This window comes from Micromonospora palomenae (genome assembly GCF_007829925.1).
GTDB classification, from domain to species: Bacteria; Actinomycetota; Actinomycetes; order Mycobacteriales; family Micromonosporaceae; genus Micromonospora; species Micromonospora purpureochromogenes.
In genome coordinates this window covers 1,952,047-1,967,915 of record NZ_VIXA01000001.1, presented here as the reverse complement: position 1 = coordinate 1,967,915, position 15,869 = coordinate 1,952,047, and the positions used below count along the sequence as shown (strand labels likewise).

Below are 15,869 nucleotides of genomic sequence, written 5' to 3'. Positions count from 1 at the left end.
TCGGTTGTCTTTCAGAACCATGACCCCACCTTGGTGGGGGACGGTTGCCAGGCATGACCTGGCCTCGCATACCGCCGGCGTTGGTCGGGCTGGTGTGGGGTGGATCTGGTTGTGGGTTGGTCGTTTGTTGAGAATTGCACAGTGGACGCGAGCATCTTTGTGGTCAAGTTGTCAAGGGCGAACGGTGGATGCCTTGGCACCAGGAGCCGATGAAGGACGTGGGAGGCCGCGATAGGCCTGGGGGAGCTGTCAACCAAGCTGTGATCCCAGGGTGTCCGAATGGGGAAACCCGGCACCAGTCATGTGGTGTCACCTGCACCTGAACACATAGGGTGTATGGAGGGAACGCGGGGAAGTGAAACATCTCAGTACCCGTAGGAAGAGAAAACAAATAGTGATTCCGTGAGTAGTGGCGAGCGAAAGCGGATTGAGGCTAAACCGGCTGCGTGTGATACCTGTCAGGGGTTGCGTGGTCGGGGTTGTGGGACCCCGCTGAACAAGCTGACACTTGTTCGAGGAGTTACAAAGTCAGTGGCTAGCCGAATGGTGTGGAAAAGCCAACCGTAGACGGTGATAGTCCGGTACGTGAAAGTTGCTGACCTTCTGTGGGTGTTCCCGAGTAGCGGCGGACCCCTGAAATCTGCCGTGAATCTGCCAGGACCACCTGGTAAGCCTAAATACTTCCTGGTGACCGATAGCGGACGAGTACCGTGAGGGAATGGTGAAAAGTACCCCGGGAGGGGAGTGAAATAGTACCTGAAACCGTTCGCCTACAATCCGTCGGAGCCTTGCGGGGTGACGGCGTGCCTTTTGAAGAATGAGCCTGCGAGTTAGTGGCATGTGGCGAGGTTAACCCGTGTGGGGGAGCCGTAGCGAAAGCGAGTCTGAATAGGGCGATTCAGTCGCATGCTCTAGACCCGAAGCGGAGTGATCTAGCCATGGGCAGGCTGAAGCGCGGGTAAGACCGCGTGGAGGGCCGAACCCACCAACGTTGAAAAGTTGGGGGATGACCTGTGGTTAGGGGTGAAAGGCCAATCAAACTCCGTGATAGCTGGTTCTCCCCGAAATGCATTTAGGTGCAGCGTCGCGTGTTTCTTGCCGGAGGTAGAGCACTGGATGGTCTAGGGGGCCCACAAGCTTACCGAAATCAGCCAAACTCCGAATGCCGGTAAGTGAGAGCGCGGCAGTGAGACTGCGGGGGATAAGCTTCGTAGTCGAGAGGGAAACAGCCCAGATCACCAGCTAAGGCCCCTAAGCGTGTGCTAAGTGGAAAAGGATGTGGGGTCGCATAGACAACCAGGAGGTTGGCTTAGAAGCAGCCACCCTTTAAAGAGTGCGTAATAGCTCACTGGTCAAGTGGTTCCGCGCCGACAATGTAGCGGGGCTCAAGCACACCGCCGAAGCTGTGGCATTCACATTTCAACCTCGCTTGGACTTGATTCCTTGTGCAGGTGTGTGGATGGGTAGGGGAGCGTCGTGCCGCGGGTGAAGCAACGGGGTGACCCAGTTGTGGACGCGGCACGAGTGAGAATGCAGGCATGAGTAGCGAAAGAAGGGTGAGAAACCCTTCCGCCGGATGACCAAGGGTTCCAGGGCCAGGCTAATCCGCCCTGGGTGAGTCGGGACCTAAGGCGAGGCCGAGAGGCGTAGTCGATGGACAACGGGTTGATATTCCCGTACCCGCGAAAGAGCGACCCTGACGAACCTCGCTGTGCTAACCACCCAAACCGGCGGCGACCTTCGGGTCAATGTTGGGGAGCGTGGGAACCTGGCGGGTAGTAGTCAAGCGATGGGGTGACGCAGGAAGGTAGCTGAGCCCGGCCGGTGGTTGTGCCGGGGTAAGCGTGTAGGCCGCACCATAGGCAAATCCGTGGTGCATGAAGGCTGAGACGTGATGCCGAGCCGATTCAGGTGAAGTCAGTGATCCTATGCTGCCGAGAAAAGCCTCTAGCGAGTTCTTAGCGGCCCGTACCCCAAACCGACACAGGTGGTCAGGTAGAGAATACCGAGGCGATCGGGCGAACTGTGGTTAAGGAACTCGGCAAATTGCCCCCGTAACTTAGGGAGAAGGGGGGCCGGAGACGTGAAGCCCCACGCGGGTGGAGCGTTGTATGGCCGCAGAGAGCAGGGGGAAGCGACTGTTTACTAAAAACACAGGTCCATGCGAAGAAGTAATTCGATGTATATGGACTGACGCCTGCCCGGTGCTGGAACGTTAAGGGGACCTGTTAGCTCTTCGGGGCGAAGCGGAGAACTTAAGCGCCAGTAAACGGCGGTGGTAACTATAACCATCCTAAGGTAGCGAAATTCCTTGTCGGGTAAGTTCCGACCTGCACGAATGGCGTAACGACTTCCCCACTGTCTCAACCACAGGCCCGGCGAAATTGCATTACGAGTAAAGATGCTCGTTACGCGCGGCAGGACGGAAAGACCCCGGGACCTTTACTATAGCTTGACATTGGTATCCGAATTAGCTTGTGTAGGATAGGTGGGAGCCGGTGAAGTCCATACGCCAGTATGGGTGGAGGCAATCTTGAAATACCACTCTGGTTGATTTGGGTATCTAACTTCGGACCGTTATCCGGTTCAGGGACAGTGTCTGGTGGGTAGTTTAACTGGGGCGGTTGCCTCCTAAAGGGTAACGGAGGCGCCCAAAGGTTCCCTCAGCCTGGTTGGCAATCAGGTGTTGAGTGCAAGTACACAAGGGAGCTTGACTGTGAGACTGACAGGTCGAGCAGGGACGAAAGTCGGGACTAGTGATCCGGCACTTGCGAGTGGAAGCGGTGTCGCTCAACGGATAAAAGGTACCCCGGGGATAACAGGCTGATCTTCCCCAAGAGTCCATATCGACGGGATGGTTTGGCACCTCGATGTCGGCTCGTCGCATCCTGGGGCTGTAGCAGGTCCCAAGGGTTGGGCTGTTCGCCCATTAAAGCGGTACGCGAGCTGGGTTTAGAACGTCGTGAGACAGTTCGGTCCCTATCCGCCGTGCGCGTAGGATACTTGAGAAGGGCTGTCCCTAGTACGAGAGGACCGGGACGGACGAACCTCTGGTGTGCCAGTTGTCCCGCCAGGGGCACGGCTGGTTAGCTACGTTCGGAAGGGATAACCGCTGAAAGCATCTAAGCGGGAAGCTCGCTTCAAGATGAGGTATCCCACCATCCTTTGGATGGGTAAGGCCCCCAGCTAGACGACTGGGTTGATAGGCCGGAAATGTAAGCCCGGTAACGGGTTCAGTTGACCGGTACTAATAGGCCGAGGACTTGACTACAAAGCTGCTACGCGTCCACTGTGCAACTCCCGACAAACGAACAACACCCAGCAGAAGTGCTGGTTGAGTTGTTTGACATGTCGATAGAGTTACGGCGGTCATGGCGGAGGGGAAACGCCCGGTAACATTCCGAACCCGGAAGCTAAGCCCTCCAGCGCCGATGGTACTGCACTCGGGAGGGTGTGGGAGAGTAGGACACCGCCGGACAATCTTCCAGTCGAGGGCCGCCCCATCCGGGTCGGCCCTCGACTGCGTAGCGCCACTGATGGCGCAATGAGGAAGGATGTACCTGTGAGTTCAGAACCGCAGGGCGGAGATCGTCCGCGCCGTTACCAGGATCGCGCCGACCGCCCCGAAGGGCGAGGCGCCGGCCCGCGTCGGGACGACCGTCCCCCGTACCGGGGAGACCGAGACGACCGAGGCGGCCAGCGGGGCGGCTCCGGCGCCGACCGCGGCGGCCGTGACAGCGGCGGCTTCCGTGGCGGTGACCGCCGCGAGGGCGGCTTCCGTTCCGGTTCGCGTGAGGGTGGCGCGCCGAGCGGCGACCGTCGTGAGGGCGGCTTCCGCCGCGACGGCGGCGCTCCCCGCAGCGACGCCCCCCGCAGCGGCGGCTTCCGCGACGGTGACCGCCGTGAGGGCGGTTTCCGTTCGGGTCCGCGTGAGGGTGGCTTCCGCCGCGATGGTGACACCCGTGGGGGCGAGCGCCGCGAGGGTGGCTTCCGCCGCGACAGCGAGGCCCCCCGCGAGGGTGGCTTCCGCGGCGGTGACCGTCGCGAGGGTGGCTTCCGCCGGGACGGCGAGGCGCCGCGCGGTGGCGGTTTCCGTGGTGGCGAGCGCCGTGAAGGTGGCTTCGCCGGCGGTGACCGTCGTGAGGGCGGTTTCCGTTCCGGTCCGCGTGAGGGTGGCTTCCGCCGCGACGGTGACACCCGGGGCGGCGAGCGCCGTGAGGGTGGTTTCCGCCGTGACGGCGAGGCCCCCCGCGAGGGTGGCTTCCGCGGCGGTGACCGTCGCGAGGGTGGCTTCCGCCGGGACGGCGAGGCGCCGCGCGGTGGCGGCTTCCGTGGTGGCGAGCGCCGCGAAGGTGGCTTCGCCGGCGGTGACCGTCGTGAGGGCGGCTTCCGTTCCGGTCCGCGTGAGGGTGGCTTCCGCCGCGACGGTGACACCCGGGGCGGCGAGCGCCGCGAGGGTGGCTTCCGCCGCGACGGCGAGGCCCCCCGTGAGGGTGGCTTCCGCGGCGGTGACCGCCGTGAGGGCGGCTTCCGTTCGGGTCCGCGCGAGGGTGGCTTCCGCCGCGACGGCGACACCCGTGGCGGCGAGCGCCGCGAGGGTGGCTTCCGCCGCGACGGCGAGGCACCCCGTGGTGGCGGCTTCCGTGACGGCGAGCGCCGTGAGGGCGGCTACCGTTCCGGCCCGCGCGAGGGCGGTTTCCGCCGCGACGGCGAGGCGCCGCGCGGCGGTGGCTACCGTGGCGGCGAGCGCCGTGAGGGCGGCTTCGCCGGCGGTGACCGTGACCGTCGTGAGGGTGGTTTCCGCCGTGACGGCGACACCCGGGGCGGCGAGCGCCGCGAGGGTGGCTTCCGCCGTGACGGCGAGGCTCCCCGTGGTGGCGGTTTCCGTGGTGGCGAGCGCCGTGAGGGCGACACGCGGGGCGGTGAGCGCCGCGAGGGTGGTTTCCGCCGTGACGGTGAGGCCCCCCGTGAGGGTGGCTTCCGTGGCGGCGAGCGCCGTGAGGGCGGCTACCGCGGCGGTGACCGTCGTGAGGGCGGCTTCCGCCGCGAGGGCGAGGCGCCCCGTGAGGGTGGCTTCCGTGGCGGCGAGCGCCGCGAGGGCGGCTACCGTGGCGGCGAGCGCCGTGAGGGTGGCTACCGCGGCGGCGACCGGCCCGACCGGGGCGGCGAGCGTGGCGGCTACGGTGACCGGCCGCGTCGTGACGACCAGCGGGGCGTCGAGGACCGGCGTCGCGAGGGTGGCTTCGGCCCCGACCGCGAGCGGCAGGACGAGGCCGAGGGTGGTCGTGCGGTCGCGCCGGCGCTGCCGGACGAGATCTCCGCGACCGACCTCGACACGGCTGTTCGCGCCGAGCTGCTCTCGCTGAACAAGCCGGTGGCGGAGACCGTCGCCCGGCACCTGGTCGCGACCGGTCAGCTGATCGACGAGGACCCTGCCGAGGCGCTCGCCCACGCGATGGCGGCCCGCCGGCTGGCTTCGCGGATCTCCGCGGTGCGGGAGGCGGTCGGGCTGGCCGCGTACCACGCCGGGGAGTGGCAGACGGCCATCGCCGAGCTGCGGACGTACCACCGGATGACCGGGTTGCAGAGTCACCTGGCGGTGCTCGCCGACTGCGAGCGGGCGCTGGGGCGTCCGGAGCGGGCCATCGACCTGTTCCGGGGCGCCGACCGGGAGAAGCTCGACCAGGCCGTCGCCATCGAGCTGCTGATCGTGGCCGCCGGTGCCCGGGGTGACCTCGGGCAGAAGGACGCCGCGGTGGCCATGCTTCAGGTTCCCGAGCTGACCACCGAATCGACCGACCCGTGGACGGCCCGGCTGCGCTACGCCTACGCCGACGCGCTGCTGGCCGTCGGCCGTCGCGAGGAGGCCCGCGAGTGGTTCTCCCGCGCCGCCGACGTGGACACCGACGGTGAGACCGACGCGGCGGAGCGGCTGCTCGAACTCGACGGCGTGCTGATCGAGGGCGACGAGGACGAGCCGGCCGAGGAGATCGCCACCGGTCCGGGCGCGCCCGGCGCGGTGCCGGCGCAGCCGGACGTCGACCTGACCGCCGCCGCCGGCGACCGCACCGACGAGGACCGTCGCGACGACCAGGACGACGACCGCGACGACGAGGACGACGACTTCGACGAGGACGACGAAGACGACGACCGCGACGAGGACGACGACCGCGACGAGGACGACGACCGCGACGAGGACGACGACCGCGACGAGGACGACGACTTCGACGAGGACGAGGACGAGGACGACGACGACCGTGACGCGGACGACGACCGTGACGCGGACGGGCTCACCGACGACGAGCTCACCGACGAGGCGGCCACGGCCGTCGCGGCCGAGCCGCGCGCGACCGACGCCGAGTCGACCGTGAGCGACGCGGTGCCGCCGGCCGGCGACGAGCCGGCCGGGCGGGGGTCGGAGTCGGACCAGCGATGACCGAGGTCGCCGGGGATCGGCTGGTCGACGGGTACACCCTGGTCGTGTTCGACCTGGACGGGGTGATCTACCTGATCGACCGGCCGATCCCCGGCGCCGTCGAGGCGGTCGGCCGGCTGCACGCCGCCGGCCGCGCGGTCGCGTACGCGACCAACAACGCCTCGCGCCGGTCGAGCGAGGTCGCCGACCTGCTCACCGGCATGGGCGTGCCGGCCGAGCCACAGGAGGTGCTGACCTCCGCCGCGGCCGCCGCCGAGCTGCTCCGCGACCGGTTCCCCGCCGGGGCGCCGGTCCTGGTCGTCGGCGCGGAGGCGCTGCGCGCCGAGATCCGCGCCGCCGGGCTCACCCCGGTGGCCCGCGCCGACGAGTCGCCGGTCGCGGTGGTCCAGGGGTACGGCCCGCAGGTGTGCTGGGCGGACCTGGCCGAGGCGTCCGTCGCGATCCGTGCCGGGGCGACCTGGGTGGCCACCAACACCGACCGGACGCTGCCCAGCGGCCGTGGCCCGCTGCCCGGCAACGGCTCGCTGGTGGCCGCGCTGCGGCACGCCCTCGACCGGGAACCGGACGTGGTCGTCGGCAAGCCCGAGGCCGCCCTGTTCGCCACCGCCGCCCGCCGCGCCGGTGCGGGCCGGACGCTGGTCGTCGGCGACCGCCTCGACACCGACATCGAGGGTGCCCGCCGTGCCGGGCTGGACAGCCTGCTGGTGCTGACCGGCGTCAGCGACGTACCCGAACTGCTGGCGGCGCCCGAGTCGCGCCGCCCGACGTACGTGGCGATGAACCTGGCCGGGCTCTTCGACCCGGCGGCGGTGGCCCGGGTGCCGGGCGAGCCGGACACCGGCGGCTGGTCCGCCGCCCGGGTCGACGGCGGCCTGGAGCTGCGCGGCGCGGGACGGCCGCTGGACGCCCTCGTGGCGCTCTGCGCGGCGGCCTGGTCGGCGCCGGTGGACGCCGCGGACATCCGCCCGGCGACGCCGGAGGCGCAACGCGCCCTCGCGGCGCTCGGCCTGTCGGCCTGACCGGCCCGGCCATCGCGGCCGGTGGCGCCGCGCCGGCCGTCAGAGCAGCTTGCGGAGCTTCATCAGGTCGAACGGGTTCGCCTTGATCGAGACCCGGCGGGAGGCGACCGCCTTGGTGATGTCGAGCTGACCGTGCACCAGGGCGACCAGGTCGTCGCTGCCGGTGATCAGGGCGATCTTGGCCTTCGGGTCGTCGCCGTCGGCCAGGTCGACCAGCCGGCCGCCGGTGATCCGGCCGTGGAACGCGGTGTCCAGGTCGGTGACGCGGCAGGCGAGCGTGCGGTCCAGGTCGATGCGCTGGCCCACCTCGGCGTGGCGCTCCAACCGGCTCGCCAGGTCGTGCAACGCCTGCCGGCACTCGTCCACGCTGGCCACATCGTCTCCTCACACCCGCCACGCCGTTCCTCGGCACCGTACCGCAATGGGCCGTCCGGGGCGCCCGGTAGCGTGAGACCCGCACACCCCGCCCCGCGGAAGGAAAACCGGCATGCAGGATGCGTGGCGCGCCTACCTCGAGCTGGCCATGGGCCTGACGGAGGCGCCTCGGAAGAAGGCCCAGGACGCCGCGCGGCGGCTGGTCGGCACGGGCGGCGCGACCGCCGCCCAGCTCCAGTCGCTCGCCGAGGAACTCGTCTCCACCGGCGCCGCCAACCGCGAGGCGCTGACCAAGCTGGTCCGCTTCGAGGTGGACCGGGCGCTCGGGGCGGTCGGTCTGGCCACCGCCGACGAGGTCGCCGAGCTGACCCGCCGGGTGCACGAGCTGGAGCGGCAGCTGCGCGAGGCCAAGGGCGGGCCGGGCGGGCCGTTGCCAGGCACGTCGCCGGTCGGCGTCACCCCGTCGGGTGTCGCCCCGACCGGCGCGGCCGGTCCCGCCACCGCCGGCGGCGCGGCCGGCCCCGGCGGTGGCGCGGCCGCCGGCTCCACGGGCGCCGCCCCGCCGGTCCCCGCCCCGACCAAGGCGGTGGCGAAGAAGGCCGTGGCCAAGAAGGCCATCGCCAAGAAGCCACCGGCGTCGGTGAGCACCACCACCGGCGACGGCGCGACGTCGCCGGCCCGGCCGGTGAAGAAGGCCGCCCCGCGCAAGCGGACCACCGGCGGCGCGGAATGACGCCCGCCGACGGCCGGAGCGCCCGGTGAGCGCCCCGTTCCGCCCCGGGCCACCGCCCGGCGCGCGTCCGGGGCCGCCACCGGCGGCGCGTCCCGGTCCGCCGCCCCGGCCGGGGCCGCCGCCGACCGGGTACGAGGACGTCGAGGAGGCGCACCACCCGGCCGTCGACGCCGCCGTGCAGGCGATGATCAACGCCGAGGGGCTGCCCCCGGCCGACCAGATCGCCCAGTACGAGGCGGCGTACCAGACGCTGCGGGAGACCCTCGCCACCATCGACCAGGCCTGAACCGACCGGAGAACCACCCCATGGCACGTCGTACCCGCCTCGACGCCGAACTCGTCCGCCGCGGCCTGGCCCGTTCCCGGGAGCAGGCCGCCGCGCTGGTCGAGGCCGGCCGGGTCCAGCTGCGCGGGGTGCCGGCGCGCAAGGCCGCCGCGATGGTCGACCCGGCCGACCCGCTGCTGGTCACCGGCGAGGACCCCGGCTCGGAGTACGTCTCCCGGGGCGGGCACAAGCTGGCCGGCGCCCTCGCGGCGTTCGCGCCGGGCGGGCTGACCGTCGCCGGGCGGCGCTGCCTCGACGCGGGCGCCTCCACCGGCGGCTTCACCGACGTGCTGCTGCGCGCCGACGCCGCGGAGGTCGTGGCGGTGGATGTCGGGTACGGCCAGCTCGCCTGGCCGCTGCGCACCGACGAGCGGGTGAAGGTCTTCGAGCGCACCAACGTCCGTACCCTGACCCCGGAGGTCATCGGCGGCGAGGTGGACCTGACCGTGGCCGACCTGTCGTTCATCTCACTGCGCCTGGTGCTGCCGGCGCTGGCCGGCTGCACCCGCGCCGACGGTGACCTGGCGTTGATGGTCAAGCCGCAGTTCGAGGTGGGCAAGGAGCGGGTGGGTGCCGGCGGCGTGGTCCGCGACCCGGCGCTGCGCGCCGAGGCGGTGCTCGACGTGGCCGCCGCCGCGGCCGGGCTCGGGCTGGGCCTGGCCGACGTGGCGGCCAGTCCACTGCCGGGACCCAGCGGCAACGTCGAGTTCTTCGTATGGTTACGCCGGGGCGCCCCGGCGGCCGACCCCGAGCGGGTGCGGGCCGTGGTGGCGGCGGGACCCGAGGGCCCGCCGACCGCCGGCGATCTGCCGGCGGACCGGACCGGGGAGGTGACAGGGTGAGCGACGAGCGGAACCCGACGAGCGGGGGACGAGAGGCGGGGCCGGTGGGCGACAGCGACGGGGTGAGCCCCGGCGGCACGCACAGGCGGGTGGCCCGGTGAGCCGCACCGCGCTGCTGGTGACGCACACCGGGCGGCGGCGCAGCACCGAACACGCCCGGGCGGTGGCCGCCGATCTCATCGCCGCCGGCTTCGAGGTGCGGGTGGTGGCCGAGGAGGCCGACGACCTCGACCTGCCCGGCGTGGTGCCGGTGACCGGGCTGGAGGCGGCCGAGGGCGCCGAGATCGTCTTCGCCCTCGGCGGGGACGGCACCTTCCTGCGCGCGGCCGAGCTGGCCCGCCCGGCCAAGGCGCCGCTGCTCGGCATCAACCTCGGCAAGGTCGGCTTCCTCGCCGAGGCCGAGATCAACGATCTCGACGTGGCGGTCCGCGACGTGGTCGGGCGCAACTACACCGTGGACGAGCGGCTCACCCTCGACGTGACCGCCGAGTTCGACGGCGGGCCGACCATCGAGTCCTGGGCGCTCAACGAGATCAGCGTCGAGAAGGGCGAGCGGGCCCAGATGCTGGAGCTGCTCGTCGACGTCGACGGCCGCCCGCTGTCCCGGTACGGCTGCGACGGGGTGGTCTGCGCGACCCCCACCGGCTCCACCGCGTACGCGTTCTCCGGCGGCGGCCCGGTGGTCTGGCCGGAGGTGGAGGCCCTGCTGCTGGTGCCGATCAGCGCGCACGCGCTGTTCAGCCGCCCGCTGGTGACCGCGCCGACCTCCACCTTCTCGATCACCGTGGACCCGTTCACCACCCTCGCGGTGCTCTGCTGCGACGGCCGGCGGGTCTTCGACCTCCCGCCGGGCGCCCGGGTGACGGTGCGCCGCGGCGCGCTGCCGGTGCGCATCGTCCGGCTGCGGGCCCGGCCGTTCACCGACCGCCTGGTGGCCAAGTTCGGGCTGCCGGTGCAGGGCTGGCGCGGTAGCCGCCGCTGATCCCCACCGGGCGGAGCCCGGCGCCCGTTCCGGTTGCCCGGACCGTCGAATGCCGGCAACGTGCCGGACAGGCAACGGTCCGGTCCCGGTCGCCCCGTGTCCACCTGGCGACATGTCGCCGGTGCGGCGCAGCTCCCCTAGTGACCAACGATGATCTCCGGCGCAGACTCCGGAGCGCCGACCTCCCCGAGGCCGGCCTCGGAGTAGAGGAGTCATCGCATGCACCGGTCCCCACGCTGGCTTAGTGCCGGCGCGGTCGGCGCGTTGGTGGTCGGACTCGCCGTACCGGCGTCCGCCGACCCGCCCGCCCGACCCACCGGCCCGAGTCCGGCCGCGTCCGCCCCGGGCGCCGCCCCCGTCCGCATCACCCTGATCACCGGCGACCAGGTCGACCTGGTCCCGGCCGCGCCCGGCCGGGTCGCCGCCACCGTCCGCCCCGGCCCCGGCCGGGACCGGATCACCTTCCACACCATCGAAGCCGACGGTGGGCTGCGGGTGCTGCCCAGCGACGTCGTGCCGTACCTCTCCGCCGGTGTGCTCGACGCCGACCTTTTCGACGTGCAGGAACTGGTCGCCGACGGGTACGGCGACGCGGCGCAGGGAGCCCTGCCGCTGATCGTGCGCTACCAGGAACCGGCCGCCGGGCGCGTGCGGCCGCTCGCCGGCGCCACCGCCGCCCGGCCGCTGAAGAGCATCAACGGCGCGGCGCTGCGCGTCGGCAAGGGCGACCTTGGCGGCCTTTGGACAACGCTGCGCGGCACGCCGGAGGCCCGGACCACCGCCGGCGCGCCCCGGCTCGGCGCCGGCATCGACCGGATCTGGCTGGACGCGCGGGTCCACGCGGACCTGGAGCACAGCGTGCCGCAGATCGGCGCCCCGGCGGCCTGGGCGGCCGGCCGGGACGGCAACGGCGTCCGGGTCGCGGTGCTCGACACCGGGGTCGACGCCGGCCACTCCGACCTGGCCGGCCGGATCGCCGGGACGCAGGACTTCACCAGCAGCGGCAGCGCCCGGGACGGCCACGGCCACGGCACCCACGTGGCCTCCACCATCGCCGGCAGCGGCGCCGCCTCCAACGGGCTGCGCAAAGGTGTAGCCCCCGGCGCGCAGCTGCTCATCGGCAAGGTGCTCGACGACAACGGCAGCGGCTACGGCTCGGACATCATCGCGGGCATGGAGTGGGCCGCCCACTCCGGCGCGAAGGTCGTCAACATGAGCCTCGGCGGCGGCGCCACCGACGGCACCGACCCAATGAGCCAGGCGGTCAACGACCTCACCGCCGAGACCGGCACACTCTTCGTGGTCGCCGCCGGCAATTCGGGCGCGGCGCAAACCGTCGGCTCGCCGGGCGCCGCGACCGCGGCGCTCACCGTCGGCGCGGTGGACCGCGACGACAATCTGGCCGACTTCTCCAGCCGCGGCCCCCGGATCGGCGACAACGGCCTGAAGCCGGAGATCACCGCCCCGGGCGTCGGCATCGTCGCCGCCCGCGCCGCCGGCACCACCATGGGTACGCCGGTGGACGACGCGTACACGCGGGCGTCCGGGACGTCGATGGCGACCCCGCACGTCGCTGGCGCGGTGGCTATCCTCGCCCAGGAACACCCGGACTGGACCGCCGGGAAGCTCAAGGACGCGCTGGTCAGCACGACGAAGCCGAACCCCGCGCTGACCGTCTTCGAGCAGGGCGGCGGCCGGGTCGACGTGGTCCGCGCGCTGAGCCAGCGGGTGTACGGCTCGGCCACCGCCGACTTCGGCCGGGTGAACACCGGCGGTGCGGCGGTGGAGCGGACCGTTACGTACACCAACGGCACGTCGTCCCCGCAGACCCTGCGGCTGGCCCTGGAGCTCCGCAACCTGGACCGCGGTGCGGCCGAGCCGGACGGGGTGTCGCTCGACGGCACGGAGGTGACCGTGCCGGCCGGCGGCAGCGTGAACGTCCCGCTGCACGCCGACCCGGCGAAGCTGGACCGGGGAGTGCACGGAGGGTGGCTGGTGGCCACCGGCGCGGACGGTGTCGCGGTACGTACGGCCGTCGGGCTCACCCTCAGTGGCCCGATCCACACCGTCACCCTGCGCGCGCTCGACATGGCCGGCCAGCCCGGCGTGGCGACGGTGTTCACCCTCTTCGGCGAACACCGCGAGTCGGACCAGCTCGGCTGGATCCCCGGCGAGGTGCAGGTGCAGGTCGAGGAGGGCCCGTACCTGCTCGAGGGGCTGATCCATCACGGCGCACCGCTGGACGAGCAGCTCACCCTGGCCACCGATCCCGAGCTGATGGTCGACCGGGACCTCACCGTGGTGCTCGACCCGCGCAAGGGCACGCCGGTGCGGATCGAAACGCCGAAGCCGACCGAGCAGCGGGCGGTGCTCAGCTTCTTCGAGCACCGGATCTTCGGCAACGGCCGGCAGGTCGACCACGGCGTGATGGAGTTCAGCACGATCCAGCAGGTGAACGTCACCCCGACCCGGCCGGTGCGCCAGGGCGAGTTCGAGTTCGCCTCCCGCTGGCAGTTGGTCGCCCCCCTGGTGGACGCCCAGGTCAGCAACGTCTCCGGTCCGCTGGACATCAACCTGCTGCGCCAGTCGCCAGCTCCGGACGGCCGACGGAAGCTGCCGCTGGTGTGGGCGGGTGACGGCACCGCCGCCGAGCTGTCCCGAGCCGGGGTCCGAGGTGCGGCCGCGCTGGTCGCCGGCAACCCCGAACTCGTTGCGGAGGACCAGATGGTCGCCGACGCCGCCGCGGCCGGCGCCGCGATGGTGCTCATCGTCCGGCCGGCGCATTGGAGCGCGTGGACGGACTGGGCTCCCGACGGGGACCGCCTGCCGATCCCGTCGATGGTGGTTGCCTACGACGACGGGCAGCGGATGATCGCGGCGGCGAAGGCCCGACGCGTGACGCTGGACCTGACGCTGACCGCGAACAGCCCCTACCTGTACGACGTGTGGCAGGTGTCGAAGGGGCGGATCCCGGATCGCATCGTGCACCGGGTGACCGCGGACAACACCGCCGAGGTGACCGCCCGCTACGCCGACACCGGCGGGTTCGACTGGACCGGCGAGCAGCGGTTCGGCTGGCGGCCCTGGCAGCAGTACTCCTGGATGGACGAAAAGCGGTTGGTGCGTACCGGCACCACGCGGCAGGAGTTCGTCAGCGCCGGGGACTCCTGGTGGCAGCAGCGGGTGCTGCACCGGCTCCCCTGGTCCTGGGGCCGGCTGAACGGGGGCGCTATCCAGCAGCCCCGGCGGTACGCCGCCGATGACCGGGTCACCGAGACCTGGCACGCTCCGGTTGCGCGCCCGGCGGTGCCGGCCGGCGGCGGGGTGCCGCTGCCCACGCGTACCGGGGACAACCTCGACCTGCGGGTGGCCGAGTTCGTCGACGCCGACGGCCACTACAGCCCGGCCGGGGGCAGCGAGGAGCAGGACACCGTCGAGCGCCGGCTGAGCCGGGACGGGCAGCAGATCGCCGACCTCTCCGGCGGCTGGGCACCGGTGCCGACCACCCCGGGTTCGGCCCGCTACCGGCTGGACGTCACCACGCGGCGGTCGTCGGACGAGTGGCGGTGGGCCACGCGTACCGAGACGGCCTGGCAGTTCACCTCGGCCCGCCCGGCCGGTGACGCCGCCCAGCCGCTGTCGCTGCTGCAGGTGGACTACCAGGTCCCGGCGGACCTGCGGGGCGAGGTGCCCGGCGGCCGGTCGCACCAGCTGGGGCTGACCCTGCGCCAGCCGGCCGGCGTACCGGCGCCGACCGGTGTCGGGGTGCGGGTCGAGGTGTCGTTCGACCGCGGACACAACTGGCGGACCGTGCCGGTGCGCGGCTCGGGCACGCAGTTCACCGCGACCGTGCCGGCTGGACGCGGCGCGGTGTCGCTGCGCGTGCACGCCGCCGACCGCGCCGGCAACGTCGTCGACCAGACCGTGATCGACGCGTACGGGCTGCGCTGAGCCGGCGTCCGCGCGGGTCGACCCCCCTCCCGCGCGGACGCCTCCGTCGGCCCGTCCGGCTGCCCGCCAGAACATGGTGGGCAACCGGACCGGGCCGCGGCAGTGGCCGCCGCCGGCACCGCCTTCGGGTGGCGGGACCGGCGGCGGCTCGGCCGGTGGCGGGGCCGGCCGGCGGTTCAGAGCCAGCCGCGCCGGGCGGCCTGGTAGGCCAGGCCGGGGCGGGTGTCCACCCCGGCGACCGTCATCAGGTCGGCGAGCCGGCGTTGCACGGTGCGCCGGCTCACCCCGAGCTGGGAGGCGATGGACTTGTCCGGCACCCCGGCCACGAAGAGCGAAAGCAGCCGGACCTCGTCGGCGTCCGGCAGGTAGCCGTCCACGTCGGCGGCCGGCAGGTAGCCGTCCACGTCGGCGGCCGGCGTGGTGGCGGACCGCAGCGGAGTGGCCACCAGCCAGTGGCTCTCGAAGAGGGCGAGCAGCGCGTCGAGCAGTTGGCTGCGGCCGATCACCGCGGCGCTCGGCTCTCCGATGTCCCGGTCGGGCACCAGCGGGCAGATCGCCGTCCGGGCGTCCACGATGGCCAGCCGGACCGGCAGCCGGTCCAGCACCCGGGCCTGCTCGCCGGCGCGGACGCCCAGCTCCACGTCCGCCAGCGCGCCCGGTTCGAGGAGCATCTCCCGCTCGTAGATGGCCCGGTAGCGCACCCCGCGGGCCAGCGCGTCGAACTCCTCGACGTTCTCCGATCCGGGCATCGTCAGCGGGTTCGCCCGGCAGAACCAGAGCACCTCGCTGCGCGCCGAGTTCTGCACGTCGCGCAGCCGTTCCCGGAGCAGTCCGGCGCCGGTGATCACCTCCACCAGGTGGTCGGCGTCGTGCCGGCGCAGGCCGGCCCGGTACTCCTCGGTGAGCCGGGTGACCGCCGCGCGGGCCGCCTCCAGTGCCTCCTGGCGGCGCAGCAACGCCTCGCCGAGCGCGACGTCGGGGGCCAGCGGCCGCAGCGGCCCGTCCGGGTCGGGACCGGTCGGCAGGACCAGCCCCTTGTCGCGCAGGGTCTCGAGCTGGGCGACGACCTCGGCGCGCGGGCGGCGCAGCCACCGGGCCAGCTCGTCGACCCGCGCCACGGTGAGCTGCACCAGGCGGCGGTACAGCTCCTCCTCGTCCGGGGTCAGGCCGATCACGTCCAACACGGGGCTGAACTGTACGCACGAC

The 15,869-nt window shown here is 71.8% G+C and carries 9 protein-coding genes, 2 rRNA genes and 1 pseudogene; 9 read left to right on the top strand and 3 right to left on the bottom strand.

Going from position 1 to position 15,869, the window contains the following annotated elements:
* Positions 1-161 precede the first annotated feature (161 nt).
* Positions 162-3,271: ribosomal RNA gene (locus FHX75_RS08840) — 23S ribosomal RNA — on the top strand.
* A 90-nt stretch (positions 3,272-3,361) separates the two neighbouring features.
* Positions 3,362-3,478: ribosomal RNA gene (gene rrf, locus FHX75_RS08835) — 5S ribosomal RNA — on the top strand.
* Between the two features lie 90 nt (positions 3,479-3,568).
* On the opposite strand, the gene FHX75_RS08830 is transcribed toward rrf, so the two are convergent.
* The gene (locus FHX75_RS08830) at positions 3,569-5,452 is read right to left on the bottom strand and encodes a hypothetical protein (RefSeq protein WP_154937960.1); all 1,884 of its coding nucleotides are present in this window, start codon (positions 5,450-5,452) and stop codon (positions 3,569-3,571) included.
* Between the two features lie 3 nt (positions 5,453-5,455).
* Here FHX75_RS08830 and FHX75_RS32215 point away from each other — a divergent pair.
* Positions 5,456-6,041 (top strand): annotated as a pseudogene (locus FHX75_RS32215) (tetratricopeptide repeat protein); the annotation flags it as partial.
* 391 nt (positions 6,042-6,432) lie between these two features.
* The gene (locus FHX75_RS08820; protein ID WP_154937956.1) at positions 6,433-7,455 is read left to right on the top strand and encodes an HAD-IIA family hydrolase; all 1,023 of its coding nucleotides are present in this window, start codon (positions 6,433-6,435) and stop codon (positions 7,453-7,455) included.
* A gap of 39 nt (positions 7,456-7,494) precedes the next feature.
* On the opposite strand, the gene FHX75_RS08815 is transcribed toward FHX75_RS08820, so the two are convergent.
* The gene (locus FHX75_RS08815) at positions 7,495-7,830 is read right to left on the bottom strand and encodes an SCP2 sterol-binding domain-containing protein (RefSeq protein ID WP_154937954.1); all 336 of its coding nucleotides are present in this window, start codon (positions 7,828-7,830) and stop codon (positions 7,495-7,497) included.
* A 112-nt stretch (positions 7,831-7,942) separates the two neighbouring features.
* Between FHX75_RS08815 and FHX75_RS08810 the strand changes: the two genes are divergently transcribed.
* The 5 genes from FHX75_RS08810 (at position 7,943) to FHX75_RS08790 (ending at position 14,663) form a co-directional block, all read left to right on the top strand.
* On the top strand, positions 7,943-8,563 hold the full coding sequence (locus FHX75_RS08810) for a phasin family protein (protein WP_154937952.1): 621 nt from the start codon (positions 7,943-7,945) through the stop codon (positions 8,561-8,563).
* 25 nt (positions 8,564-8,588) lie between these two features.
* On the top strand, positions 8,589-8,849 hold the full coding sequence (locus FHX75_RS08805; protein ID WP_154937950.1) for a hypothetical protein: 261 nt from the start codon (positions 8,589-8,591) through the stop codon (positions 8,847-8,849).
* 20 nt (positions 8,850-8,869) lie between these two features.
* A complete protein-coding gene (locus FHX75_RS08800) occupies positions 8,870-9,730 on the top strand; it encodes a TlyA family RNA methyltransferase (RefSeq protein ID WP_154937948.1) in 861 nt (286 codons plus the stop codon).
* Between the two features lie 97 nt (positions 9,731-9,827).
* Complete coding sequence (locus FHX75_RS08795) at positions 9,828-10,712, top strand: NAD kinase (protein WP_154937946.1); 885 nt, start codon at positions 9,828-9,830, stop codon at positions 10,710-10,712.
* Between the two features lie 219 nt (positions 10,713-10,931).
* Positions 10,932-14,663: a S8 family serine peptidase gene (locus FHX75_RS08790; protein WP_154937944.1), complete on the top strand. Its 3,732-nt coding sequence runs from the start codon at positions 10,932-10,934 to the stop codon at positions 14,661-14,663.
* Between the two features lie 176 nt (positions 14,664-14,839).
* Here the strand turns inward: FHX75_RS08790 and FHX75_RS08785 are convergent, their stop codons facing one another.
* Positions 14,840-15,847, bottom strand: coding sequence for a helix-turn-helix domain-containing protein (locus FHX75_RS08785; protein WP_154937942.1), 1,008 nt, complete (start codon positions 15,845-15,847; stop codon positions 14,840-14,842).
* Between the last annotated feature and the right edge of the window lie 22 nt (positions 15,848-15,869).

What these genes read in the sequence shown, in the direction of transcription:
- FHX75_RS08800 (WP_154937948.1), top strand. Translation starts at nt 8,870, where the DNA reads ATGGCACGTCGTACCCGCCTCGACGCCGAACTCGTCCGCCGCGGCCTG.
- FHX75_RS08810 (WP_154937952.1), top strand. Translation starts at nt 7,943, where the DNA reads ATGCAGGATGCGTGGCGCGCCTACCTCGAGCTGGCCATGGGCCTGACG.
- FHX75_RS08820 (WP_154937956.1), top strand. Translation starts at nt 6,433, where the DNA reads ATGACCGAGGTCGCCGGGGATCGGCTGGTCGACGGGTACACCCTGGTC.
- FHX75_RS08790 (WP_154937944.1), top strand. Translation starts at nt 10,932, where the DNA reads ATGCACCGGTCCCCACGCTGGCTTAGTGCCGGCGCGGTCGGCGCGTTG.